The following is a 24,082-nucleotide window of genomic DNA, read 5'->3' on the forward strand; positions in this document are numbered from 1 at the left end:
CTAGGCCGTGTTGATCAAGAGGCGGGGCCGGGCGCGGCCAGTGATTCCATCCGACGGGAAGGTCGCGGAGGACGGGCTTGGCGTCTTTGAGGCGCTGGGCAGGAAGATCTTGGGAGCGGGATTTCCCGGAGCTCGCGCCGTCGGGATAGGTGAAGGCGTAATCGACCCAGGGGCGAAGTCCGCGTTCGATCGTCTCTCGGTAGTTGCCGCTGACGGTCGCGAACACTTGCTGCTCGAGTTCATCGGCTTCGGCCTCCCAGTTCGAGTCGCAAGCGTCGCAACCGCAGACTGGGTAGTGGAAGTCGTGCAATAGTCCCGCGTGCATGTAGATCCCCGGATAAGCGGTGAAGACCAACGTCAAGGACGCGCACTTCGGATCATTAGGACGTATCCGCACCGCGCGCACCACATCATGAAACGCGGGACGCAGCAGATTCGCTGCCACCTCAACACCCTCATCGACCTCGACGTCATACGTCTCTCGGAGGTGGGCGATAAGGGCGTCAGCGACAACGTGCAGCGGTGCGAACCGCTCGGGATGCGTGTCGACCGAGTAGGTGTCTTCCGGAGGTGACCCGTGCCACCGACTCCCGTAGTTGATCACCGCGCCGTCAGCATCGCGGAACACCGGCGCTTCGATCAAAGGGCGAACGTAGGAACTCATCCCGTCATCCTGCCGCATCGGCGCGGCGCCGGCCGGCCTATGGCCAGGCCGGACGGGACAGGTCCGTCTTGATCCAGATCAGCGTCGCAGCGAGGCTGATCGCGGCACGATAGTTGCGAGCGAGCTTGTCCGAACGCATCGCGATGCCGCGCCACTGCTTGAGCTTGTTGAAGCAGCGTTCGACGACGTTGCGGCCCTTGTAGCGTTCCTGCTGCTGATCGCCGAAGTCGATCGGTCGGCCTGGCTTCTTGCGGCGGTGCGCGATCTGATCGTCCCTCTCGGGGATCGTGGCCGCGATCCCTCTCGTGCGCAGCCATGCACGGTTCGCCTTCGACGGGTAGCCCTTGTCGGCGAGCACCCGGTCGGGGCGGGTGCGCGGCCGGCCCTTCCCGTCGCGGGGCACGCGGATGTCCTCAAGCACGGCGGGCATCATCGTGGTGTCGTTGACATTCCCACCGGTGATGACCATGCCCAGCGGCCTTCCGCGGCCGTCGCAGACCAGGTGCAGCTTGGTCGTCAGGCCGCCACGGGAGCGTCCGATCCCGTGATCAGGCGGCTCGAACCACGGATTCTTGTGATTCGGCAGGGCCCCCTGTGTCACGCTTCAGTGTCGCGCCGTGCTGATGCACACGCGCAATCGTGGAGTCGATCGAGACGACCCAGTCGATCTTCCCGGCGGCGTCGGCCTGCTTCTGCACCTCGGCCAGCAGCTTCTCCCAGGTGCCGTCCTCGGCCCACCGGTTGAACCGCTTGTAGATCGAGTTCCACTTACCGAACCGCTCCGGCACGTCCCGCCACGGCGCCCCGGTGCGGTACTTCCACGCCATACCCTCGACCGCGAGGCGATGATCCGTCCACGGCCTCGACCTCCCGGTCACCGTCGGCATCAACGGCTCCAGCACGGCCCACACCTCGTCCGAGATCTCCTGCCGCGTCACCGTTCAAGACTCGCCCAGCGGAGAGTGAACCCTCTTGATCAACACGGCCTAGCCTGGTCGCACGCACTTCTGGATCGTTCTCGCAATGGAGGAGACATGACCGCTGCACGCCCCTGGCCGCTCGGAGTCGACGGCATCGCCTACGGCGGGGACTACAACCCCGAGCAGTGGCCCCGGGAGGTCCGGCTCGAGGACATCGAGCTGATGCGCGAGGCCGGCGTGAGTCTGCTCAGCGTCGCGATCTTCTCCTGGGCCATGCTCGAGCCGCGCGAGGGCGAGTACGACTTCGGCTGGCTCGACGAGGTGATGGACGACCTCGCCGACGCCGGGATCAAGGTCGCGCTCGCCACCGCGACCGCCTCCCCGCCGCCGTGGCTCACCCGGAACCACCCCGAGATCCTCCCGGTCACCGAGGACGGCACCGTGCTCGGCCAGGGCGGCCGACAGGCCTACGCCGTCTCCTCGCCTCTGTTCCGCGAGTACGCGCTGCGGATGACCCGCGTGATGGCCGAGCGGTACCGGGAGCATCCCGCGCTCGCGATGTGGCACGTCGACAACGAGCTGGGCTGTCACGTGCCCCATGACTTCTCCGACCACGCCGCCGCAGCCTTCCGTCGCTGGCTGGAGGTGCGCTACGAGAGCATCGAGGCGCTGAACCACGCCTGGGGCACCGCCTTCTGGTCCCAGCGCTACGATTCCTTCGAGGAGATCCTGCCGCCGCGCGCCGCCCCCACCTACGCCAACCCCACCCAGCAGCTGGACTTCGCCCGCTTCTCGAGCGATGAGCTGCTCACCCACTACCGGGCGCTGCGCGAGGTACTGGCCGAGGTCACCCCGCACGTCCCGGCGACCACGAACTTCATGCTCTCCTCCGCCACCAAATGGATGGACTATTTCTCCTGGGCCGGAGACGTGGACGTGGTCGCCAACGACCACTACCTGATCGCGGCCGATCCGCGCGGCCAGATCGAGCTGGCCTTCGCCGCGGACCTCTCCCGTGGCGTCGCCGGCGGTGACCCGTGGATCCTCATGGAGCACTCCACCTCCGCGGTGAACTGGCAGCCCCGCAACCGCACCAAGGGTCGCGGGGAGATGCTGCGCAACTCCCTCTCGCACGTCGCTCGCGGGGCCGACGGGGTGATGTTCTTCCAGTGGCGCCAGTCCCAGGCCGGCGCCGAGAAGTTCCACTCGGCGATGGTCCCGCACGGCGGGCGCGACACCGACGTGTGGCGCGGCACCGTGGCTCTGGGCCGCGCCCTGGAGTCCCTCGCCCCGGTCCATGGCAGCCGTGTGCTGAACCGGGTGGCGCTGGTCATGGACTATCCCTCCTGGTGGGCCAGCGAGCTGGACTCCCACCCCACCCAGGCCCTGCGCTACAGCGAGGAGATGCTGCGCTGGTACACCGCGCTGTGGGACCTCGGCATCGGGGTGGACATCGTCCCCACCAGCGCTGATCTGACGGGCTACGAGCTGGTGATCGCTCCGACCCTCTACACGGTCAGCGCCCAGGAGGCGGAGCGCCTGGACGAGGCCGCCCGTGCCGGAGCGCAGGTCGTGATCACCTTCTTCTCCGGGATCGTGGACGAGAACGAGCACATCTACCTCGGGGGCTACCCGGGCGCATTCCGAGACCTGCTGGGCGTGCGCACCGAGGAGTTCTACGCCCTGCAGGAGGGCGAGATCCTGCACCTGGATGACGGCACCGCCGCGGACATGTGGAGCGAGAAGACGCACCTCGAGGGTGCCGAAGCGATGCGCTCCTGGGCCGATGGTCCGCTGCACGGCTGGCCCGCGATCACCCGCAATGCCGTGGGGGAGGAGGGAGGCGCCGCCTGGTACGTGGCCGCCCATCCGGTGGCGGAGGGGCTCGAGACGCTGGTGGCGGAGGTCGTCGGCGCCGCGGGCGTGGAACCGACTGTGCCCGGCCTGCACCGCGATGTCGAGGCGGTGCGCCGCTTCGCCGAGGACGGCACCACCTATCTCTTCGTGCTCAACCACTCCGATCGCGATCAGGTGGTGCAGGTCAGTGGTCGGGAGCTGCTGCGCGACACCGAGGCGGACGGCGCCCACACCGTGCCCGTCGGCGCTGTCGCGGTGATCCGCGAGAGCTGAGCGACTGCGGGGCGTCGGGGCGTTGCCTGCCCTGCCGCCCGCTCCTGAGACACTGATGGAAGACGTGTGACCCGAGAGGACCTTCGACGATGACTGCCCTGCTCCAGCCCACCCCGGACGGGTTCCTCCGTGACGGGGAGCCGCATGTGGTGGTCTCCGGCGCGATCCACTACTTCCGCGTCCATCCTCAGCAGTGGCGCGACCGGCTGCGCCGCCTGGTCGCGATGGGCTGCAACACAGTGGAGACCTACGTGGCCTGGAACGTGCACCAGCCGGCCCGCGACGTCACCACCTTCGAGGGCTTCGCGGATCTGGGAGGCTTCCTCGACATCGCCGCGGAGGAGGGGCTCGACGCGATCGTGCGCCCCGGCCCGTACATCTGCGCCGAATGGGAGAACGGAGGCTTCCCCGGCTGGATCCTCGCGGACCGCAACCTCCGCCTGCGCAACCGCAACGCCCCCTATCTGGAGCTGGTCGACGCCTGGTTCGATCAGCTGATTCCGGTGATCGCCCACCGACAGGCGGCTCGCGGCGGCAACGTGGTGATGGTGCAGGTGGAGAACGAGTACGGCAGCTTCGGTGACGACACGGTGTACCTCGCGCACCTGCGCGACGGTCTGATCGCGCGCGGCATCGAGGAGCTGCTGGTGACCTCCGACGGGCCGGCACGGATGTGGCTGACCGGTGGCGCGGTCGACGGCGCGCTCGCGACCGTGAACTTCGGCTCCCGTGCTCTGGAGGTGCTGGCGATGGCCGAGGAGGAGCTGCCCGCCCAGCCGCAGATGTGCATGGAGTTCTGGAACGGCTGGTTCGACCACTGGGGCGAGGGGCACCACGAACGGACCGGCGGGGACGCCGCCGGGGAGCTCGCCGACATGCTCGATCACGGCATGAGCGTGAACTTCTACATGGCCCATGGCGGCACCAACTTCGGCCTGCAGGCCGGTGCCAACCACTTCGGCTTCCTCCAGCCCACCACCACCAGCTATGACTACGACGCCCCGATCGCGGAGAACGGTGCGCTGACCGAGAAGTTCCGCGCCTTCCGGGAGGTGATCGCGGAGCATCGTGAGCTGCCCCCGCTCGAGGAGCACCTCGAGCAGCTGGAGCTCGTCGCGCAGCCGGCGACTCTGCCTGCCGGAGACGTGAGGGTCGAGAAGCTCGCCTCGTTGCGCGGCACCGAGCGGTTCACCCGCGCCGCCGAGGTGCATCCCACGCCGCCCGCCTTCGAGGATGTCGGGCTGGAGCGGGGCCTTCTGCGACTCTCCCGGGAGATCGAGATCGCGGCGGTCGAGCGTGAAGGACGCCCCGAGATCTCCCCGCTGAAGCTCTACGACCTGCATGATCGTGCCTGGGTCTATGTGGATGGGGTCTACCTCGGGGCGACCGGCGTGGTCGGCAACGAGGAGAGCGAGATCGACCCGGCCACGATCGAGCTGACCCCGTTCCTCGGGCGGCTGCTGCCCGACGGCGGGCGCCGCACCGTGCGCGTCGAGATCCTGGTGGAGAACCTGGGACGCGTGAACTTCGGACCGAAGCTCGGGGAGCGCAAGGGCATCCTCGGCGGTGTCTGGCAGACCATCCGCTTCCTCAACGGCTGGGAGGCCGATTCCTGGCCGCTTGAGGAGATGGGGGCGGAGCTCGCCGCGCTGCTCGAGGCCGCTCCCTCGCTCACGGCCGGGCCCCACTCGGCGCTCACCGCCGGGGCCGACACTGCAGCATCCGACGCCGCACCACGCGCCACTGCAGCCAACGACGCTGCAGCATCCGATGCCGACGCGCTCCCGGTGCTGGTGGGCGCGTCCTTCGAGGCGGAGAGTCCCGCCGACACCTTCCTCGACGTCTCCGGCGCTGGCCACGGGGTGGCTTACGTGAACGGCTTCTGCGTGGGCCGCTATTGGAACATCGGTCCCCAGCTGACCCTCTACGTCCCCGCACCGCTGGTGCGCGAGGGCCGCAACGAGGTGCTGCTGCTGGATCTCGAGAAGCAGCCCACGCGGCTCGCGCTCGCCGCGGAGCACCGATTCGGGCGCACCGACGACTGAGAGCACGCGCTCCTGCAGAACACTGCAGGCCCGACCGGCTCTGCTTGACAGGGTGCCCCAGATCGGAAATGCTCCCACAATACCTGTAAATCGGTTAACAACAGTTGGGCACTGCGCTCCTCACACGAAGCTGTGACGATGAAGCGGTGCTGTCCCGGCTCCTCTCGAAAGCGGTCCCCTCATGAAAGACCTCCGGATCGGCGTCATCGGCTTCGGATCCCGCCATTACCTGGCCCTGCGTGCCCACCAGCCGGGGGAGGGCTCGGCGATCACCGTCGTCGCCGACCCGAGCGAGCTCGGCAAGGCGAACGCTCGCAAAGCGCTCGGCGAGGAGATCCCGACCGTGGATACCGTCGAGCAGCTGCTGGCCGACCATGAGGTCGACGCGGTCATGATCCTCACCCCTGACTTCGCGCATGCCTCGGTCGCGCTGACCACCCTCGAGGCGGGGATCCCCACCTTCTGCGAGAAGCCCATGGCGATCAGCGTCGAGGACACCGACGCGATGCTCGCGCTCGCGAAGGAGAAGCGGGCTCGGCTGTACATCGGCCACAACATGCGCCACATGCCGGTGGTGCGCCAGATGAAGGCGATCGTCGACTCGGGCCGCATCGGCCGGGTGCGCGCGATCTGGTGCCGGCACTTCGTGGGTGCCGGCGGCGACTTCTACTTCAAGGACTGGCACGCCGAGCGTGCGAAGTCGATGAGCCTGCTGCTGCAGAAGGGCGCCCACGACATCGACGTGATCCACTGGCTCGCCGGCGGCTACACCCGCCGGGTCTCCGGCATCGGTGACCTCGCCGTCTATGGCGACATCACCGATCGGCGCGACAACTCCGACCGCCTGATGCGCGACTGGTACGACGCCGACATCTGGCCACCCACGGCTCAGAAGGAGCTGAACCCCGTCATCGATGTCGAGGACATCTCGATGCTCAACATGACGCTGGACAACGGCGTGCTCGCCTCCTACCAGCAGTGTCACTTCACGCCCGACTACTTCCGCAATTACACGGTGATCGGGGACGCGGGCAGGATCGAGAACATGGGGGACGGCAGCGGGGACCAGATCCATATCTGGGAATCGCGCCGTTCGGGCCCCGGCCGGCCCGACGCCGTCGAGGTCATCGCCCGGGCCGACGGCGGCCACGGCGGCGCCGATCCCAGCCTGGTCGCCGAGTTCCTGCGCTTCGCCCGCTCCGGCGGGACCACCGAGGTCTCCGCCATTGCCGCACGTGAGGCCGTGGCCACCGGGGTGTACGGCGCGGAGTCGATCCGCAGCGGCGGGGTGCCGCTGGACGTGCCGCCGGTCCCGCAGGAACTGCGCGACTACTTCGACGACGGGCAGGTCTGAGCCCGGTCAGGTCCTCCGCGCAGGCGGTCCCGCTCGCTGTTGCTCCGGTCGTCGCGCAGGCGGTCGTGACGGCACCGTGGCTTGTAGCATCGCTGTCGAATCTCAGCCCGCCGCCCACGGCATCGCTGCCGTGCAAGGAGCCCCGATGACCAGTGCCGTCCCCACCACTCGTCGCGTGATGCCGACCGACCTTCCCGAAGCGTGGTCCGGTGCCGCGACCTGGACTCAGACGGCCGCCGGCGCCCAGCCCTGGCGGGTGGCCCCGGCGCAGCTCGAGCGGATCATGAACGCCGAGGTCGAGGAGCTGGCACGGATCCCCAACGGGGTGCGCCTGGCGGTCGACACCGATGCCAGCGCCCTCGAGGTCGAGCTGACCACCACAGAGGCGCATGCGAATTCGGCGCGGTGCCTGGATGTCGTGGTGGACGGTGAGCTGGTGGCGACCCGGGAGGCCGGTGGGAACGTGACCGCTCGCATCGAGCTGCCGGGAAAGCTCGCCCGGGTGGAGCTCCGGCTGCCTCACGCCGCCCCGACCACTGTCCAACAGGTGCTCCTGCACTCCGTCACCCAGCTGGCCCCGGCCCCGCCCCGCGGCCCCCGCTGGGCTGTCCACGGCAGCTCGATCACCCAGTGCAACCAGGCAGACAGCCCCACCGGGACCTGGCCCGCGCTGGTCGCCGCCCAGAACTCCTATGAGCTCACGGCACTGGGCATGTCCGGGCAGTGCCACCTGGACCCGCCGCTGGCCGAGACCATCGGCCGCTCGCGTCCCGATCTCGTCACCCTGTGCCTCGGTGCGAACGTCTACGGCGCGAACACCTTCTCCGAGCGCAGCCTGCCCCCGGCGATGATCGGCTTCGTCGACTGCGTGCGCCGTCTGACCGAGGCGCCGATCGTGGTGATGAGCTCGATCGCCGCCGGTCCCCACCGCGAGGACCAGCCCAACCCCGTCGGTCTCACCCAGCGTCAGATCCGCGACCTGGTCCATCGCAGCGTCGAGGTGCTGCAGCGCCTCGATCCGCTGATCAGCCTGATCGACGGCACCGAGATCCTCGGCTTCGACGAGATGGAGCTCCTCGGCGACCTGCTGCATCCCACTGCGGAGGGCTATCGGGTGATGGCCGAGCGGCTCGCGCCGCGGCTGGCGGGCCTGCTCGACTGAGGCACGCTCCCCGTCGCAACCGTCGCAACCGTCGCAACCGTCGCAACCGTCGCAACCGTCGCAACCGTCAGAACCGTCGGAACCGTCGTGGCACGATGCCCCCATGCGCATCGCACTCATCGGCGGCAAGGGCGGCGTGGGCAGCTCCCTGGTCGCGGCATGGCGGCACCAGCACGAGCTGACCGTCCTGGACCGCAGCACTGAACCTGTCGACGGGGTCCGCGACATCGTCGCGCCGGCTGACGATCCTGTCGCGCTCGCCGAAACGCTCGAGGGGGTCGAGGCGGTGGTCCATCTGGCCGCTCATCTGCCGCGGGGGACCGAAGCCGAGCAGCTGCCCGGCACGGCGGAGGCGATCTCGACCAACGTCGGAGCGGTGCTGCTCGCTCTGCGCATGGCCCGCCGGTCCGGAGCCCGGTCCTTCGTGCACATCAGCTCTCTGTCCGTCTTCTCCCGCTACTGCATCGACCCGGTCCCGGCCGGTGCGGCACCGGACGAGACTCTGCTGTACGGGCTCACCAAGCGCCTCGCCGAGAGCGCACTGCGGATCTCGGCCGAGGGTGAGGCGCCCACTCCGGAGGGGGGGCCGATCGCGGTGACCTCTCTACGGCTGGCGTTCCCGACCACCGCGCAGGACTGGCCGCGTTGGAAGACCCCGGTCGAGCCGGAGAAGGACGCGCAGCTGATGCGCATGGGCGATGGCACGGTGCACGCAGCGATGCATCCCGAGGACCTGGTCGCCGCCGTATGGGCTGCGCTGCACCGGGACCGCGGTGGCCGTTACGAGGCGATCGCCGTGACCTCAGCGCCCCACGCGATCGATGACGACGCGGCGCAGCAGCTGCTCGACTGGCGGCCCCGGCACGTGCTCGGTGCCGGGGCCTGACCAGGTCGCTCTCTGTGCGCGGGCCTCAGGCCGTGGCGCCGTGGGCGGTGACGACCTTGCCCGCGTAGCGGCGGCGGAAGCGCTCGATGCGGCCTGCGGTGTCTACCACGCCACCGCGTCCGGTCCAGAAGGGATGCGAGGCCGAGGAGACCTCGACGTCGACGACCGGGTACTCGCGGCCATCCTCCCAGGTCATGGTGCGCTCGGAGGTGCGAGTCGAGTTCGTGAGGAAGGCGGTCCCGGCGCTCCGGTCACGGAAGACGACGGGGCGGTAGTCGGGGTGGATGTTCTTCTGCATGAGGATCTCCTCCGTTGATGACTGAAAGTTCAACGGTGGGGCGGGGCTGAGTATTCCCGCTCGGGGGAGCACTTTTCCAGCCGACCGGGCCCGGGGCGGTTCGGACCGGTCGTCATGGGGAGGCTGGGCCGTTCAGCGCAGCGGCGGAGTGAGCGGCTCAGCGGATCTCGCAGTGCGCCGTGAGCGCCGCTCAGCGGATCGCGCAGTATGCCGCGAGCGCCGCGTCGACGTCTGCTGTTGCCACCGCTCCGGCATGGACGGGCCAGGACGCGGCGACGTAACCATCCGGTCGCACCAGGTACAGGTGGTCGTCGTGCAGTCGTCCGAGCGAGTCCGGCGGGAAGGTGAGCGGTCCCTCGATCCAGTCTGGCGCGGAGGTGGGCCGGGCCGCCACGATCCCGTAGGTGTGCAGCTGCCAGGCCATTGCGCCCAGGGCTGCCGCGTTCTCCTGCGTCGGCGGCAGTCGCAGGCCGACGGCCCGGTCGCGCGCCCAGCGCGGCGGCGACTGTCCCTTCGGGACCGCGTGGTACCGGATCCGGTACTGGCCGAGCAGCCCCGCGGCGTACGGACCGAACGGGGTGCGCAGCAGCCGCGGCGCGAGCACGGCGAGCACATCCCGGCCTCGTCGGCGCAGGAAGGCTGAGCGCCGGCCCGTCCGGGCGATCGCCCCGAAGGCACGGTCGGTCGCCCGGATCAAGGTGAGTGCGACCGGTCGACGCTCGTCCTCGTAGCGGTCCAGCGCCGCCTCGTCGAGGTGCCCTGCGGTGACATCTGCCAGCAGGTTCGCCAGGTGATGGGCATCCTGCAGGCCGGTGTTCATACCCTGACCGCCCACGGGGGAGTGCACATGGGCCGCGTCCCCGGCGAGGAACACCGGGCCCGTCCGGAACTCCGCGGCGACCCGGTGATGGACCCGGTAGGCAGAGAACCAGTCGACTCGCTCATAGCGGATGCCGAGATCCTCCCGTGCGCCGGCCAGAGCCTCCTCCTGCTCGGGGTGGGCATCGCCGTGCAGCCAGATCAGCCGCGCATGACCGTTCGGCCCCAGCGGGAAGAGGAGCGCGAAACGCTCCTGGCCGAGACGCACCGACAATGCATCGGGCGGGGCGTCCTCGACCCCGCGCAGATCGGCGACGCAGAAAGCCGCATCGTCGGTCACGCCCTCGAAGTCGAGGCCCAGCTGGTGGCGCACCGGCGAGCTCGCCCCGTCGGCTCCGATCAGCCAACGGCAGCGGATCCGCAGCGGGCCGTCCGGCCCCTCGACCAGCGCCTCGACCGGACCCTCGGCATGACCGTCGACGAGCGCCTCGACCGGCCGTTCGGCGGCCCCTTCGACCGGCCCTTCGGCGAGCCCCTCCGGTCTGACAGCGCTCTCTGCGGCCTGCACCTCGAAGGAGATCAGCCGGTGCCCGAACAGCACCGGTCGACCCTCCGTGGCGAGCGTCTCGCCCAGCAGCGCCTCGGTGCGGCTCTGCTCGAAGATCTGGGCGCCGGGGAACGGGGTCCATCCCTGCTGCCGGGCGGCGAACTCGATCCCGGCCGGGTCTCGCCCGCCGCGCAGGCGGAGGCCAGCGGCGCTCTGGCCATCCTGCAGCACAGGCTGGGCAAGTCCCAGCTGATCGAGGATCTCCATGCTCCGGGCTTGGACCACAATCGCCCGCGACTCCCGGGTGGGCCCCGGTTTCGGGTCGATGACCAGGGCGGATACTCAGTGGTGGTTCCGGCGTGCTCATCACGGTGGCACCTCGTCTCGCGGCGGCCCGAGAGCGGGCCATGATGCCACGGTAGACCCCTGCTGTGACGGCGTCACCCTGCTGATCGCCGCTCTCGGCGCCGCGGGCCTGATCCTGTCCGGGCTGCGCCGTCGCGGTGAGATGCGCAAGCACGGGTCGCAGTCGAGCCGGCGAAGGTCTACTGGGCCAAGGCCGCCGCGGGCGTCGTGGTGCTGGGCTTCTTCGCCTACCTGCTGGCGAAGCCCACCGGCGGGCTCCCGATCGTGCTGGCGGTCGCCGCCTGCTTCATCGGCGGCGCCGCGGTCACCGGCGGCGCCGGCAAGATCTCGGGCGCGATGATCGGTGCGCTGATCAGGGGTGTGCTGAACATCGGCATCTCGATCCTGGCCGTGGATCCCTCGTGGCAGATGACCATCAAGGGCCTGGTGCTGCTGGCTGCAGTCGCCTTCGACCTGGTCTCCAAGAAGCGCGGGGCCGCGGCGGCCTGAACCGGCCCCCACAGCACCCTGACTCGGCCCAGGCCCGCCTGAACAGGCGGGCCGGGGCCGATTCGGATGGCCCACGGCGAGCGAGCCGTAGGTTGCTCTCCTCATACGGCTCTATGGGGGACGCAACCTACGGCTCGCTCTTCTGTTCAGGGCTCGGCTCGGGGCTCGGCCCCCTGGGGCCCCGGCTCAGCCGGCCAAGCTCAGCTCAGCCGGTCAGCTCAGCCGGCCAAGCTCAGCCGGCCAAGCTCAGCCGGTCAGCTCAGCCGGCCCGACTCAGGCTGCGGCGCCGGCCAGCTCACGCTGGGGGTGACGCGCCTGCTGGCGCGCCAGGTGCGCCGCGGAGGACAGGTCCACCTCGACGACGGGATAGATGTTCCCGTCCTCCCAGGTGGTGGTGTGCTCCGACGTGCGCGTGGAGCGGGTGAGGTAGCGCAGGCCCGCGCTCTGGTCACGGAAGACGACGAGATGCGGCTGGGGGGACTGCATTCGATGCTCGGGATTCATGGTCTGGTACTGCATGGGACTACTCCTTCGAAGTCGGCCCTGGGCCGACGGATGTCTGGGTCCGGCAGGGTGCCGGGATGCGCGAGGTGCGCAGGATGCGAGCTGTCCGCTGGGGCGGACGTTCGCTGGCCGGGCGCCGCTGGGGCGGGCCGTGGCCGGTGGCGCGCACCGGTCGCGAAGCTCCACGGGAGGCCGCCGAGTCGGCGGGATGGAGGCGGCGCGAGGGCGCAGGCCCTGCGAGGCGAGCTCGGGGTGCGCTGCCGTCATGGCAGTGCGCGAGCTGCGGGGTTCGCAGTGATCGAGTGGACGGGTCTCACGTCCAGGTGGCGGGATTCTCCGCCAGGTGACGACACGTCGTCGGTCCGGCTCACAGGCTCGACCACCCATGAACTCGTAGGACGCTACCAGGGAACAACCGGGAAGCCCAGTGCTTTATTCCCGACGCCATATCCGTGGCGGGATCTGATGTTGCAATCACCCCTGGCGGAGCGATGACTCCTCGCCAGTGGCGCGTCGCACGAAGGCTCGGTGCGCGGCGATGATCAGCCACAGGAGCACCCCGACGCTGATCAGCCCGATGGCGATGTGCAGCACGCCGTTTGTGGTCGCATCCCAGGCGGTGTGGAGGATGATCGCGCCGACGTAGGACACGACCAGGGCGAGCACACCGCGACCCTTGTGGGTGGTCTCGACCAGGTACCACAGCGCCGCGCAGATCGAGCCGGTCCAGGCCACGTGACCGGCCGGCACCAGGATCCCGCGCAGCACCAGCGTCGCATCCAGCGCCCCCAGGCCGCCGTTCTTCGACAGCAGCGCGTTGAAGCCGTATCCCATGGTCTCGAGCACTGCGAAGCCTGTGGCCGAGGCGATGCCGATGACGATCCCGCCGCCGCGGGTGACCCGGTGGGCCAGCGCCAGCACGATCAGCGGCACCACCAGCTTCGCCGACTCCTCGATGATGCCGACCAGCAGGATCGACGCCCTGCCGAGCACGAGTCCGGCGATGGCCTCCTCAAGACCGGCGGCGCAGATCCCGAACAGTCCGCCCAGCACGGCGGTGAGCAGCACGATCCGGGTGGGCACGAGCGCGCCCACCTTGCTGGACTGCGCCAGCAGCAGCACCGTGAGCGGGATCGTCGCCGCGCCCACCAGCAAGATGGTGGGCAGCATGGTCGGGTTCCTGGTCAGGAGCATGATCGTAAAAGTCGCGAGATAGGCGAGGATCCCGATGCCCAGGGTGAGGAGCCACGAGAACCGCAGGTACCAGGGGTATGCGACGGGGGCCGATGGGTGCGGCGCTGTGACGGTGGGCCGTGATGCGTCAATGGGCTGGGTGGACATCGCCAGATCCTTCGTCCAGTTGCGGGAGGCTCTCGCTCACCCGGGGTGAGGCGTCGTCATCGCGGCGGCGTCAAGGCCAGTATGCGCCTGTGGTTCCTGTCCTGAGCGCCTTGTGGCGTGTGAGCCGGGAAACGTGGTGGCGCGAGTCGGGGAGCCCAGGGGGGATCAGGGAGCATCGTCCTCCCGGTGCCCCTTTCGCGCCTCCGGGTCCACGAGCATCAGCACGTCCGCCGGTCCGCCCTCGGCGCCGAAGGCGTGGGGCAGCATCGTGTCGAACTCGGCGGACTGGTTGGTGCCGACCCGGTAGCGACGCTCGCCCAGCAGCAGGGTCAGCGTCCCGGAGAGGACCACCAGCCATTCGTGTCCGGGATGGGCGCGCATCCGGGACAGTTCCGGCGGCGGACCGGTCACTCGCCTGCGCAGGATCACCGAGTCGGGGGAGTGGCGGATGCGCCAGCGGAGCGTGTCCAGGCCGTGGTCGGAGCTCGGGTGGGAGACCACTTCCTCGGTCTGCATCTCGACCAGCTCATCGAGGCCGGTGTCCAGCGCCCGAGCGAGCGTGACCAGCTGATCGAGCGCCAGGCGGCGCTGCCCGTTCTCGATCCTCGACAGCGTGGAGGGGCTGATGTGGGCACGGGCGGCGAGTTCGCCGAGCGAGAGGCCCTGGGCGTGGCGCAGGGCACGCAGCCGCTGGCGCACCAGGCCATCCACACCCTCAGAAGTTTGCGTCATGGGCAAGATGCTATGCAGGCGCGGCAAGGCGTGTCTAGCGTGGCGAGCATGAACGCACCTCACGCTCTCCAGTCCCAGTCCCAGTCCCAGTCCCAGGGTCTGCCCGCCGAGCTCGTCGACCTCGCCGTGATCGGCGGCGGGGCCGCCGGCCTGAACGGCGCGCTGATGCTCGCCCGCTCCCGCCGCAGTGTCGTCGTGATCGACTCCGGCACCCCGCGCAACGCCCCGGCCGAAGGGATCCACGCCCTGCTCGGCAACGAGGGCACCCCTCCGGCCGACTACCTCGCCCGCGGCCGCGCCGAGGTGCGGCAGTACGGCGGGCTCGTCGTCGCCGGGGAGGTCGCCTCCGCACGCGCCGCCGCACCGTCGGCGGAGGGCGACCTGCGGTTCGAGATCGTCCTCGCCGACGGCCGCACCCTCACCGCGCGCCGGCTGCTGGTGGCCAGCGGGATCCGCGACGAGCTGCCCGAGATCCCGGGACTCGCCCAGCACTGGGGGCGCGGACTCGTGCACTGCCCCTTCTGCCACGGCTGGGAGGTGCGCGACCAGGCGATCGGCGTGATCGCCACCCGGCCCGCCTCCCTCCACCAGGCGCTCATGTTCCGCGCCCTCACCGAGGACGTCACCGTGTTCGCGCCCGGGATCGAGATCGACGACGATGCCCGCGAGCGCTGCGAGGCGCTCGGCATCACCGTGCGCGAGTCCCCGATCCAGGAGATCGTCGCGAGCGAGGATGGCGGCATCACCGGGGTGCGGCTCGAGGGCGGCGAGCTGGTGCCGCGCTCCGTGCTCACGGTCGCGACGGTCATGACCCCGCGGCTGGACGGACTCGAGGACCTCGGTCTCGAGATCGAGGAGCTGCCCGGCGGGATGGGCCAGAAGATCGCCACCGGCTTCGCCGGAGCGACCGAGGTGCCCGGGGTGTGGGTCGCGGGCAACGCTGCGGACCCCATGGCGCAGGTCGGGGCCTCGGCCGCGGGCGGTGCGCTCGCCGGCGGGCACATCCAGGGCATGCTCGTGATGGCCGACGCCGACGCGGCGATCGCCGCGCACCGGGCGCGCCGCGCCGCCTGAGCCCGGCGCGCCGCCTGAGCACGCCGCGCCCCGTAGAGCGCTCGCGCGGTCGGTGCGCACGGTCGAACGTTGCAGAGCTGGCGGATTGGAGGACGCGGGACCCATTCCCCCGCCTTTGCAACGGTGGAGCGTGACCGGGTGAACTCAGCGTGACCGGGGTGCTCAGCGTGACCGGGTGAACTCAGCGTGACCGGGGTGCTCAGCGTGACCGGGGGAGCTCAGCGCACCCGGCGCAGGCCCCGCTCACGCGGCACCAGCAGGCCCAGGGGCACCAGGACCAGCGCGGCGCCCACGACACCGACCAGCAGCGGCCCCTGCACCCCGAGCCCGCTGCCGAGAGCCGTCCCCGCCAGTCCGGTGCCGATCGCCGTGCCGAGGTTGAACATCGCCGTCGGCATCGAGGTGGCGAGCGTCGAGGCCTCGCCGCCGTAGCGGTTCGCGAGCCCTACCAGCACCGGGTTCGCCGAGAGGCTCACCAGCCCCAGCAGCACGAACAGGAGGAGCATCAGCGCCGGCTGCGCGGGGAGCAGCAGCAGGGCCAGGGCGATCACGAGCGTCGCTGCCGCGGTGAGCACGGGGGTGGCGAACGGACGGGTGTCGCCCATCCAGCCGGCGAGGATCGAGCCGACCAGTGCCGCGAGGCCGAAGCCCATCAGTGCGACCGGCACCCCCAGCTCGGGGATCCCGGCGGCGTCGGTGAGGATCGGGGAGATGAAGCTGTAGATCGACAACGCTCCGCCGGTGACCATCGCGCAGGTCGCCAGCACCAGCCACAGCCTTCCCGAGCGCAGGGACGCGAGCTCGGCCCGCACCGAGGGGAGGGCCCCGGACCTGCTCGCGGCCGGCACCATCCGGGCCACTGCCGCGGCGAGCACGGCAGCGAGCACGGCGAGCAGCCAGAAGGTGCCGCGCCAGCCGATGAACTGCCCGACGAGCGCCCCGAGCGGCACTCCGAGCACGTTGGCGAGCATGCCGCCGCCCAGCATGATGCCGAGCGCGCGGGAGCGGATCCGAGGTCCGGTGGCGTCGACGGCGGCGACCGAGGCGACCGCCCAGAACGCTCCGGTGGCCACGGCGGTGACGAAGCGGGTGCCCAGCAGCACGCCGAAGCTGCCGGTGAGCGCACCGACGGCGTGGCCGGCGGAGAAGATCACGAGCGCTGCGGTGAGGGTGACGCGACGGGGCACGCGCAGGGTGGCCAGCGCCATCGTCGGCGCGCCGAGGATCATCCCGACCGCGAAGACGGTGATCGCGAGGCCCGCCCGGGCGACGGTCACCGAGAAGTCCCCGGCGACCGAGGTGAGCAGGCCGGCGAAGACGAACTCGGTGGTGGCCATGAGGAAGGTCCCGGCGGTCAGCACGTAGATCACCGGGGGCAGGGCGGTCGGTGCGGCAGAGGTCGAGGCGGGCGGGAGCGTCGCGGTCAAGGAGGTGCCTTTCGGGGGCGGAGAGAGTCCGAGGGCGGAGAGAGCAGGAATGGGCGGAAGGTCAGAGGGTGAGCAGCACCTTGGTGGCACGCCGCTCGTCCATCGCCCGGTAGCCCTCGGCGGCATCGGCCAGCGGCAGCGTGAGGTCGAAGACCTTGCCCGGGTCGATCTTCCGGTCCCAGACCAGCTGGATCAGCTCGGGCAGGTAGCGCACCGGAGCCGGCCCGCCATGGAGATGGACGGCGGAGAAGAACAGCTCACCGCCCGGCAGCTGGACATCATGCGAGACGCCCACGAAGCCCACGGAGCCGCCGGGGCGTGTCGAGCGGATCGCCTGCATCATCGACTCCTGGGTGCCGACGGCCTCGATCGTGGAGTGCGCGCCGAGCCCGCCGGTGAGCTCTTTCAGCCGGGTCACGCCCTCGTCACCGCGCTCGGTGATGATGTCGGTCGCACCGTGCTCGCGGGCCAGCGCCTTCCGGTCCGGGTGGCGGCTGAAGATGATGATGCGCTCGGCGCCCATCTGCTGCGCGGCCAGCACTCCCATCAGGCCCACGGCGCCGTCACCGACCACGGCGACGATCCTTCCGGGGCCGGCCTGGGCGGCGTCGGCCGCGAACCATCCGGTGCCCAGCACGTCGGAGGTGGCCAGCAGTGAGGGGATGAGGTCCGCGTCGGGCCGGCCGGGGGTGGCGACCAGGGTGCCGTCGGCGAAGGGGATCCGGGCCTTCTCGGCCTGGGTGCCGATCGCGCCGTCCACGAAGATGGCGTTCACACAGCGGGAGGGGTGGCCCTCGAGGCAGATCTCGAGTTCCTCATGACCCGCCGCGCGAAGGTCACCCCGCAGCAGGCGGGACTGCCCGCAGGCGGCAACCGGCGCGTGGCGGGCCTGCGCCGCAGCGAGGTCGCGATGCTCGCCGGGGTCAGCGTGGAGTACTACGCGAAGCTCGAGCGCGGCGCGATCGCCGGCGCCTCGGCCTCCGTGCTGGACGCCGTCTCCACGGCCCTGCAGCTCGATGAGACCGAGAGCATCCACCTGCTGGATCTGGCACGTGCGGCCGACGGGATCCCCACCTCCGGCAGGCCTCGACGGCGCAGCGCCGCGACGCCCGCCCCGGTGCGGCCCGGCCTGCAATGGGCACTGGACTCCCTCACCGACGGCGTCGCCTTCGTGCGGGACCAGTACCAGAACCTGCTCGCGACCAACGAGCTGGGACGCGCCTTCTACGCTCCGCTGATCGGGGACGGCGAGGGCGGGCGCTCCCCGAACCTCGCCCGCTCCCAGTTCCTCGATCCGGCATCGAGGGACTTCTACCCGGACTGGGACCGGTTCGCTGAGATGTGCGTGAGCAGCATGCGGGTCGAAGCGGGCAAGATCCCGCATGACGCGACCTTGCAGGACCTCGTCGGAGAGCTCTCCACCTGCAGCGATACCTTCCGTCGACTGTGGGGCGCACATGACGTGCGCACTCACGGCTCCGGCCTCAAGCGGTTCGAGCGTCCGGTGGTCGGCGAGCTGACCGTCACCTATGAGGAGCTCGCCATCACGGCGGAGCCCGGCCGTGCCGTGATCGTCTACTCCACCGAGCCCGGCTCGCAGTCCGCGCAGCGCATGCGGCTGCTCGCGAGCTGGGCCGCGACCCAGCGCGCTGAGCGCGCGGACGCCGCGGCGGCGCCACCGGCGGCCTCCGGCCCCTCCGGCACCCCCAGCGCCGGTGCGACTCCCGGGTCGCCTCCGGGCAGTCGAGGGGTTCCGACGGTCGGATAGGGTGCTGTGCCTGGGCCCAGCGATGCCGCAGCCGGGTGCCGGAGCCGGACCGGGGGGGGCGATGGAAGCCCAGCCCCCGCGCGGATCGTCGACGACAAGGACTCCCATGCCACGCGCCCTCGCCCCCGGACAGCGCTCACGGATCCACGTGCTCGACGTGGAGACCGGGGAGGACCAGATCCTTCACGAGTCCGAGGCGGTGCTGTACGAGGCACCGAACTGGACGCTGGACGGCGCCGCGCTGATCCTCAACGGCGACGGCCACCTGTTCCGCCTCGACCTGGACGGCGGTGGGGACCTGGACCGCCCGGACCGGACCGGCGGTGCACCGCAGCGGATCCCGCTCGAGGGCATGGCACCCCTGAACAACGACCACGTGCTCGATCCCGACGGGGAGCACGTGTTCGTCTCCGCCGACGACAGCCACATCTACCGAGCCCTGCTCACCGGTGGCCCCGCCGAGCAGATCACCCTCGGGGACGGGCTCCTGCACTACCTGCATGGCGTCAGTCCCGACGGTGCCACGCTCGCATACACCGGCGTCCAGCGGCGCTCTGACGGGTCCTGGGTGCCTCCGAACCTGTTCACGATCCGCGCTGAGGGCGGGGAGAGCACCCAGCTCACCGACAACGAGTTCCCCGACGACGGCCCGGAGTACTCCCCGGACGGGGCCTGGATCTACCTCAACTCCGAGCGGTCCCGCACCGTGGCCGGGCACGCCCAGCTCTTCCGCATGCGCCCCGACGGCACCGGGATGGAGCAGCTCACCGATGATGAGCGCGTGAACTGGTTCCCGCACCTCTCCCCGGACGGTGCCCGCCTCGCCTACGTCAGCTTCCCGCCCGGCACCGAAGGGCACCCGGCGGATCGCGAGGTGATCCTGCGCCTGGCCGCGGCCGACGGCAACGGGATCCGTGATCTGACCGCCGTGTTCGGTGGGCAGGGCACCATGAACGTGAACAGCTGGGCCCCGGACTCCCGCCGGATCGCCTACGTGGACTATCCGCTGCAGGGCTGATCCCTGACCCGGCGACCGGTCAGTCGCGCGGTGCGTCCGTCCACGGGCGCTGCGGCGCGACGGCATCGATGCGGTCCCGCCGTATCCCGTCCGGGCCGCGGACGACGTTCGAGGCGAGCGGAATCTGGTGCGAGGCGCTCTCGAGGATATGCATGAGATAACCGGCGGTGTTCGGCAGCGCCACCACGTCGCCGATCGCCACCCCGCCCGGGAAGCTCAGGCGCCGGCGCAGGATCAGCTCGGCCTCGATGCAGTAGGCGCCGACGAGGAACGCTTCCACCGGGGCCGACGGCTCCCCGCCGGTCCTCACCAGGATCGGGTCGACCAGGAAGTCGTCGGAGGTGGAACGGCACTGGGTGCGGTTCATCTCCAGCCCGATCAGCGGGATCCCGTCGCTGGTGGTGGTGCGCTGCACGGTGCGGGCGAGGGTCATCCCGCAGCCGTCGAGCATCGACCGACCGGGCTCGCAGCGCAGTTCCAGCTCCCGCTCCCGCAGCGCGTCGGCGGCGCGGACTCCGGGCTGCACCTCCGCTCCGAGGAGAGTGCGCAGCCACTGACCGCGCACCACCTGCTGGTGGTAGGGATAGACCTGCCGCAGCGGCTCCCCGCGCCAGGTCAGAGAATCCGTCGGATCGTCGCTCTGCTGGTCGTGGGCCTCCCAGAACGCCGCCCACTGCTCGGCATCATCGAGGTAGGACATAGGGATCCCGCCGCCGATGTCGATGAAGCTCACGGGGTGTCCGCTCGACCGCAGCGAGTCGACCAGGCCGAGGGCCTCGCCGAGGGCGTGAGCCCGAGCGAGAGGGTCGTAGCCGTGCAGGTGGAAGTGGATCCCCTGGATCTGGAGTCCGCCGCGGGAGACCTCCCGGGACCCGGCCCAGCCCTGCCAGGTGGAGGCGGATTCGCCGAAGCGGGTGGGACCCACGACGTCGCTCGGCGTCGGTGCGAGACGCAGCGCGACGGGCCGCGGCGGGGCGAGCGGCTCGCGGGCGATCTCTGCCTCGACGGCGGCGGCCTCGTCGAGGTTGTCGAGCACGAGCATCGCTCCGGAATCCAGCGCGAAGCGCAGCAGCGGGGCCGGCTTGATGGCGGCGGTGACGACCACGTCGCCGGCGGGCACGCCGAGGTCGAGGACCTGGGAGAGCTCGCGATGGCTGCCCACGTCGAGTCCCAGCCCGGCCGCGTGCGCGGCGCGGACCAGCCCGAGCGTCTTGTTGGCCTTGCGGGCCACGAAGATCCGCAGGGCGACGCCTTCGGATTCGGCGACGTCTGACAGCTCGGCCGCGTTGCGCGCGAGCGCGCTGAAGTCGTGCACGTTCAGCGGGCTGCCGTGCTCCTCGAGCAGCGCCGCGCACGCCGTGGGATCCGCGAGCAGCTCCTGCATCCACGGCTCGAGCCGTGCCGACAGGGACGGGATGCCCTGGCACCCCGTGCGCAGGTCGTCCCCCTCATGCAGGGCGTCGTTCGTCGGGAGGCCATCTGTGCGCGGTGCGGTCGTCATTCCCTGGTCTCCCGGTGCGTTCCGGCGGCGACCTTCGCCGCGGTGGCGTATGCAGTGGATTCTCCCGGCACACCGGCCTCGGCCGCAGGTTCGCCCACGGGTGAGACGAGGGTGCGTGCGAGGCGAGCGGCCCAGTGCCGGATCTCGGTGTGCAGGTGCCGGTTGAGGGTGTCGTGGCCGATCACGTGGTCCTCCGTCGGGCGGCCGAGCAGCGCGAGCCCCTCCGCGCGGCTCCCGTCGGCCCGGCGCGCGGTGGCGTCGGGATCGACGACCGCCCCGCGTCGTCCCGGGCGGACGCTCACGAGACCCGATCGGAGCAGGTTCTCCGTGAGCTCGTCGGTGATCCCGAGGACCCCGGGCGGGGACAGCACCGCATCTACCACGAGGTCCGCGGCCCCGGCACCCTGCGGGATCCCCTGGAGACCGCGGGTATCGATCGCGGTGCCTGCATCGAGCCAGGACAGGTCCACCGCACCGGAATCGAGCATGGCCAGCAGTTTGCGGGCATTGACCAGCGGCGGACCGAAGGCGAAACGCTCCAGCACCTGGGCGGTGCGGCGAAACGCTTCCCATTCGCCCGCAGTCATGTCGCTGCCGCGGAGGCCGGCGGTGAGCAGCGGGTAGAGCGCGGACCAGGTGCGGCCCAGCGCCCAGGCGGGGCCCGGCGCACGGGCCCCCTCCGCCACGGCCACGCTGCGGCGCAGGGCGCGCTCGGCGCGGCCCGGGCCGGAGGGAAGATCGGGCTCGGCACCGGTGGCGAGGGTGTGCTCGACCGCGCGGTACCGCTCGGCGGCGGAGGCGCCCGCTCCCCGGATCATGGCGGTCGCGGCATCGAGCACCACATCGAGCACCACATCCGGGGCGATCTCCCCCTGGGAGCTGGTCGCTGCCCGGAGACGCCGCTTCCCGTCCTCGATCACGGCGGCGCCTGCGGGAGGCAGCGGCGTGCCGGGATCGGGTTTCGCGTCCAGCAGCAGGCCGTGGCGCGCGGTCGGGAGGATCGTGGCTGGCTCCTCCGCTCCCCGGAGGTGGACGATCGTCCTCTCATGACGGGGATGCGGGTCGAACCTGCCACCCCGCCCTTCGGTGAGGGCGAGCGCGGCGTCGAGGAAGGTCAGGGCCGCGCCTCGGACCGCCACCCGGGAACCGGGCGGGACCTGCTCGGGGCCGAGCATGGCCTCCACCGGCAGCACGGCAGGTCGGAGGGGGAGCGGGCCGGTCCACGACCTCGCGAGCGCGCCGAGGTGGCGGGCAGCGTGGCCGGTGGCCAGGAGCACCTCGTCGAACCGATCGAGCAGGGTGGGCGCCGCGCGCCCGGGCGACGAACCGTCGGCCGTGGCGTCCCATGACTCCGCGCCGTCGGCCGTGGCGGGCTGCTCGATCCCGACCCGCCACCGTCCAGCATGGGGCTCCACCGAGACGACCTGGCAGCGGTGGTGGCGCAGGGTGCCGACCCGGGACAGAGAGGCCTCCATCCATGCCCACCGCTGTGTGAGATAGGCGCCGACGACGGCCCGCGGCGGGTACGGATCCTCGGCGAGCCCGGGGTGCTCTCGGCGCACCCAGGAGGGGAACGACGTCCCCGTCCCGGTGGCGGGCGCATCGAGGATTCCCGCGGTGACGTTCAGGCGGAGGTAGGGCGGTTGGTCGAGGGCGTAGGCGGCGCCGGTCCCGGGAAGCCCGGCGGGGTCCAGCACGGTCACGTCCACGATGGCGGCGCCGGGGGTCTCGGTGCTGACGGCCCCGGTGCCGGCGGCGAGGTCTGCGGTGAGGTGCGCCGCGAGTGCTTCGAGGGCGAACAGCGCCTTCGGTCCCGCTCCCACCACGGCCAGCCGTCGCCGCGGGCCGGTCGCGTCGGGGCCGGTCCCCGGCGTGTCCTGGGTGCTCATGGACGCCCTGGTCCTCCACGTCGCGCGGTGGCCTGCCGGGATGCCGTGGCCTGCAATGATGCGGTGGCGTCGGTCAGGGCGTCGGCGTCGGCCCCGAGGGTCCGCTCGACCCAGTCGTCGTCGTAGACCGTGCTGAGATAGGGCACGCCGCCGTCGTGGACGATGAACGCCACCCGCGAGCCGGGTGCCAGCTCGGGAACCAGGGAGCCCAGCGTGTGGACGATGCCGCCGGTGGAGGCGCCGGCGAGGATGCCCTCGCGGCGGGCCAGCAGGCGCGCCCCGACCACGCAGTCCAGCCCGCTGACGCGCACCACGCGATCCGGATCGACCGTGCGGGAGATGTCGGTGACCACGCCCGCGCCCAATCCGGGCAGCGGGCGCGGTGCGGCCGTGCCCCCGAACAGGACGCTGCCCTCGGCGTCGACCGCGACCGTGCGGGTGTCCATGGAGTTCTCGCGGAGGTACGCGGTGCACCCGGCGATCGTGCCGGTGGTGCTCACCGCCGCCATCAGCACGTCCAGGCGGTGATCGGTGGCCTCGGCGATCTCGGCCATGGTGCCGGCCGCGTGCGCGCCGGGGTTCGCGGGATTGCCGTACTGGTAGAGGTTCACCGCACCCGGGATCTGCTCGAGCAGCTGCTCGACGCGATGCAGGCGGGCGGTGAGCAGGTCCCCGGTCTCCGGATCGGGCTCCGTGACCATCTCGACCTGCCCGCCGAGCGCCCGGATGGTGGCCACCGTGGTGGCATTGGTGCGGGAGTCGACCACGCACACGAAGTGCACCCCGTGCGTGGAGCACACCCGGGCCAGGGCGACCCCGAGGTTGCCGGAGCTCGACTCGACCACCGTGCCCCCTGCCTCGAGGTGCCCGCGCGCGAAGGCATCGCGCACCATCGCCAGGGCCGGACGGTCCTTGGTGCTGCCGCCGGGATTGACGGACTCGAGCTTGGCGAGGATCTCGATCCCGGAGTCCGGGAACAGGCGGTCGAGACGGATCAGGGGGGTGCGGCCGACGGCGGCGGAGATGCCGACGGTGATGCCGAGGGCGACGGCGCCGGATGCGCCAAGGCGGGGCTCCGGGGCTGGCTGCGCGAAGTCTGTGGTCACTTTTGTCAAAGTACGGCATCGCGGGTCTCACGACGAGGGGTG

20 protein-coding genes and 1 pseudogene are annotated in these 24,082 nt (G+C 71.0%); 9 read left to right on the forward strand and 12 right to left on the reverse strand.

What is annotated here, in order from left to right; translation table 11 throughout:
* Nucleotides 1-664: DUF6226 family protein (locus tag ACT3T9_RS16140; RefSeq protein ID WP_444607035.1), on the reverse strand; the 664-nt coding region annotated here is incomplete at its 3' end.
* 37 nt (nt 665-701) lie between these two features.
* A protein-coding gene (locus tag ACT3T9_RS16145) for an IS5 family transposase (RefSeq protein ID WP_270242241.1) occupies nt 702-1,551 on the reverse strand; the annotation gives its coding sequence in 2 pieces (ribosomal slippage) (nt 702-1,256 and nt 1,258-1,551; 849 coding nt in all).
* 147 nt (nt 1,552-1,698) lie between these two features.
* Between ACT3T9_RS16145 and ACT3T9_RS16150 the strand changes: the two genes are divergently transcribed.
* The 5 genes from ACT3T9_RS16150 to ACT3T9_RS16170 all read left to right on the forward strand — a co-directional run bounded on the left by ACT3T9_RS16150 (nt 1,699) and on the right by ACT3T9_RS16170 (nt 9,161).
* The gene (locus ACT3T9_RS16150; RefSeq protein ID WP_444607036.1) at nt 1,699-3,714 is read left to right on the forward strand and encodes a beta-galactosidase; all 2,016 of its coding nucleotides are present in this window, start codon (nt 1,699-1,701) and stop codon (nt 3,712-3,714) included.
* 89 nt (nt 3,715-3,803) lie between these two features.
* Nucleotides 3,804-5,759 carry a glycoside hydrolase family 35 protein gene (locus ACT3T9_RS16155; protein WP_441445349.1) on the forward strand — a complete coding sequence of 652 codons (1,956 nt, stop codon included), beginning with the start codon at nt 3,804-3,806 and terminating at the stop codon, nt 5,757-5,759.
* Nucleotides 5,760-5,940: 181 nt separating this feature from the next.
* Complete coding sequence (locus tag ACT3T9_RS16160; RefSeq protein WP_441445350.1) at nt 5,941-7,113, forward strand: Gfo/Idh/MocA family protein; 1,173 nt, start codon at nt 5,941-5,943, stop codon at nt 7,111-7,113.
* A 145-nt stretch (nt 7,114-7,258) separates the two neighbouring features.
* Nucleotides 7,259-8,275 carry a GDSL-type esterase/lipase family protein gene (locus ACT3T9_RS16165; RefSeq protein ID WP_444607037.1) on the forward strand — a complete coding sequence of 339 codons (1,017 nt, stop codon included), beginning with the start codon at nt 7,259-7,261 and terminating at the stop codon, nt 8,273-8,275.
* 103 nt (nt 8,276-8,378) lie between these two features.
* On the forward strand, nt 8,379-9,161 hold the full coding sequence (locus ACT3T9_RS16170) for an NAD-dependent epimerase/dehydratase family protein (RefSeq protein WP_444607038.1): 783 nt from the start codon (nt 8,379-8,381) through the stop codon (nt 9,159-9,161).
* Between the two features lie 25 nt (nt 9,162-9,186).
* Here ACT3T9_RS16170 and ACT3T9_RS16175 read toward each other — a convergent pair whose 3' ends face one another.
* Both ACT3T9_RS16175 and ACT3T9_RS16180 read right to left on the reverse strand, forming a co-directional pair.
* Entirely contained in the window at nt 9,187-9,459 is a 273-nt protein-coding gene (locus ACT3T9_RS16175) for a type B 50S ribosomal protein L31 (protein ID WP_441445353.1), read from the reverse strand.
* A gap of 190 nt (nt 9,460-9,649) precedes the next feature.
* Nucleotides 9,650-11,158, reverse strand: a complete 1,509-nt coding sequence (locus ACT3T9_RS16180; RefSeq protein ID WP_444607059.1) for an FAD-dependent monooxygenase — start codon at nt 11,156-11,158, stop codon at nt 9,650-9,652.
* 240 nt (nt 11,159-11,398) lie between these two features.
* Between ACT3T9_RS16180 and ACT3T9_RS16185 the strand changes: the two genes are divergently transcribed.
* On the forward strand, nt 11,399-11,680 hold the full coding sequence (locus tag ACT3T9_RS16185; RefSeq protein WP_441445355.1) for a hypothetical protein: 282 nt from the start codon (nt 11,399-11,401) through the stop codon (nt 11,678-11,680).
* A 273-nt stretch (nt 11,681-11,953) separates the two neighbouring features.
* Here the strand turns inward: ACT3T9_RS16185 and ACT3T9_RS16190 are convergent, their stop codons facing one another.
* The 3 genes from ACT3T9_RS16190 to ACT3T9_RS16200 all read right to left on the reverse strand — a co-directional run bounded on the left by ACT3T9_RS16190 (nt 11,954) and on the right by ACT3T9_RS16200 (nt 14,257).
* Nucleotides 11,954-12,199: a hypothetical protein gene (locus ACT3T9_RS16190; protein ID WP_441445356.1), complete on the reverse strand. Its 246-nt coding sequence runs from the start codon at nt 12,197-12,199 to the stop codon at nt 11,954-11,956.
* Between the two features lie 459 nt (nt 12,200-12,658).
* Nucleotides 12,659-13,525: a PrsW family intramembrane metalloprotease gene (locus ACT3T9_RS16195; protein WP_441445357.1), complete on the reverse strand. Its 867-nt coding sequence runs from the start codon at nt 13,523-13,525 to the stop codon at nt 12,659-12,661.
* Between the two features lie 165 nt (nt 13,526-13,690).
* On the reverse strand, nt 13,691-14,257 hold the full coding sequence (locus tag ACT3T9_RS16200) for a helix-turn-helix domain-containing protein (RefSeq protein WP_441445358.1): 567 nt from the start codon (nt 14,255-14,257) through the stop codon (nt 13,691-13,693).
* A gap of 48 nt (nt 14,258-14,305) precedes the next feature.
* Here ACT3T9_RS16200 and ACT3T9_RS16205 point away from each other — a divergent pair, with 48 nt between their 5' ends.
* Nucleotides 14,306-15,331: an NAD(P)/FAD-dependent oxidoreductase gene (locus ACT3T9_RS16205; protein ID WP_444607039.1), complete on the forward strand. Its 1,026-nt coding sequence runs from the start codon at nt 14,306-14,308 to the stop codon at nt 15,329-15,331.
* 218 nt (nt 15,332-15,549) lie between these two features.
* Here the strand turns inward: ACT3T9_RS16205 and ACT3T9_RS16210 are convergent, their stop codons facing one another.
* Entirely contained in the window at nt 15,550-16,758 is a 1,209-nt protein-coding gene (locus ACT3T9_RS16210) for an MFS transporter (RefSeq protein ID WP_444607040.1), read from the reverse strand.
* Nucleotides 16,759-16,819: 61 nt separating this feature from the next.
* Nucleotides 16,820-17,566: pseudogene (locus tag ACT3T9_RS16215) on the reverse strand (zinc-binding dehydrogenase); the annotation flags it as partial.
* 9 nt (nt 17,567-17,575) lie between these two features.
* Here ACT3T9_RS16215 and ACT3T9_RS16220 point away from each other — a divergent pair.
* Both ACT3T9_RS16220 and ACT3T9_RS16225 read left to right on the forward strand, forming a co-directional pair.
* Nucleotides 17,576-18,526, forward strand: coding sequence for a helix-turn-helix domain-containing protein (locus ACT3T9_RS16220; protein ID WP_444607041.1), 951 nt, complete (start codon nt 17,576-17,578; stop codon nt 18,524-18,526).
* Between the two features lie 106 nt (nt 18,527-18,632).
* Nucleotides 18,633-19,544, forward strand: a complete 912-nt coding sequence (locus tag ACT3T9_RS16225; protein ID WP_444607042.1) for a TolB family protein — start codon at nt 18,633-18,635, stop codon at nt 19,542-19,544.
* Nucleotides 19,545-19,563: 19 nt separating this feature from the next.
* Here the strand turns inward: ACT3T9_RS16225 and ACT3T9_RS16230 are convergent, their stop codons facing one another.
* Genes ACT3T9_RS16230 through sbnA form a run of 3 tightly spaced genes read right to left on the reverse strand, consistent with a single transcriptional unit; the run spans nt 19,564 to nt 24,040 of the window.
* A complete protein-coding gene (locus tag ACT3T9_RS16230) occupies nt 19,564-21,045 on the reverse strand; it encodes a Y4yA family PLP-dependent enzyme (RefSeq protein ID WP_444607043.1) in 1,482 nt (493 codons plus the stop codon).
* The gene (locus ACT3T9_RS16235; RefSeq protein WP_444591951.1) at nt 21,042-22,934 is read right to left on the reverse strand and encodes an FAD/NAD(P)-binding protein; all 1,893 of its coding nucleotides are present in this window, start codon (nt 22,932-22,934) and stop codon (nt 21,042-21,044) included. Before ACT3T9_RS16235 ends, ACT3T9_RS16230 begins: the two co-directional genes overlap by 4 nt.
* Complete coding sequence (sbnA, locus tag ACT3T9_RS16240; RefSeq protein ID WP_444607044.1) at nt 22,931-24,040, reverse strand: 2,3-diaminopropionate biosynthesis protein SbnA; 1,110 nt, start codon at nt 24,038-24,040, stop codon at nt 22,931-22,933. Before sbnA ends, ACT3T9_RS16235 begins: the two co-directional genes overlap by 4 nt.
* Between the last annotated feature and the right edge of the window lie 42 nt (nt 24,041-24,082).

This window comes from Brachybacterium sp. AOP29-B2-41 (assembly GCF_052378395.1).
Lineage (GTDB): Bacteria > Actinomycetota > Actinomycetes > Actinomycetales > Dermabacteraceae > Brachybacterium.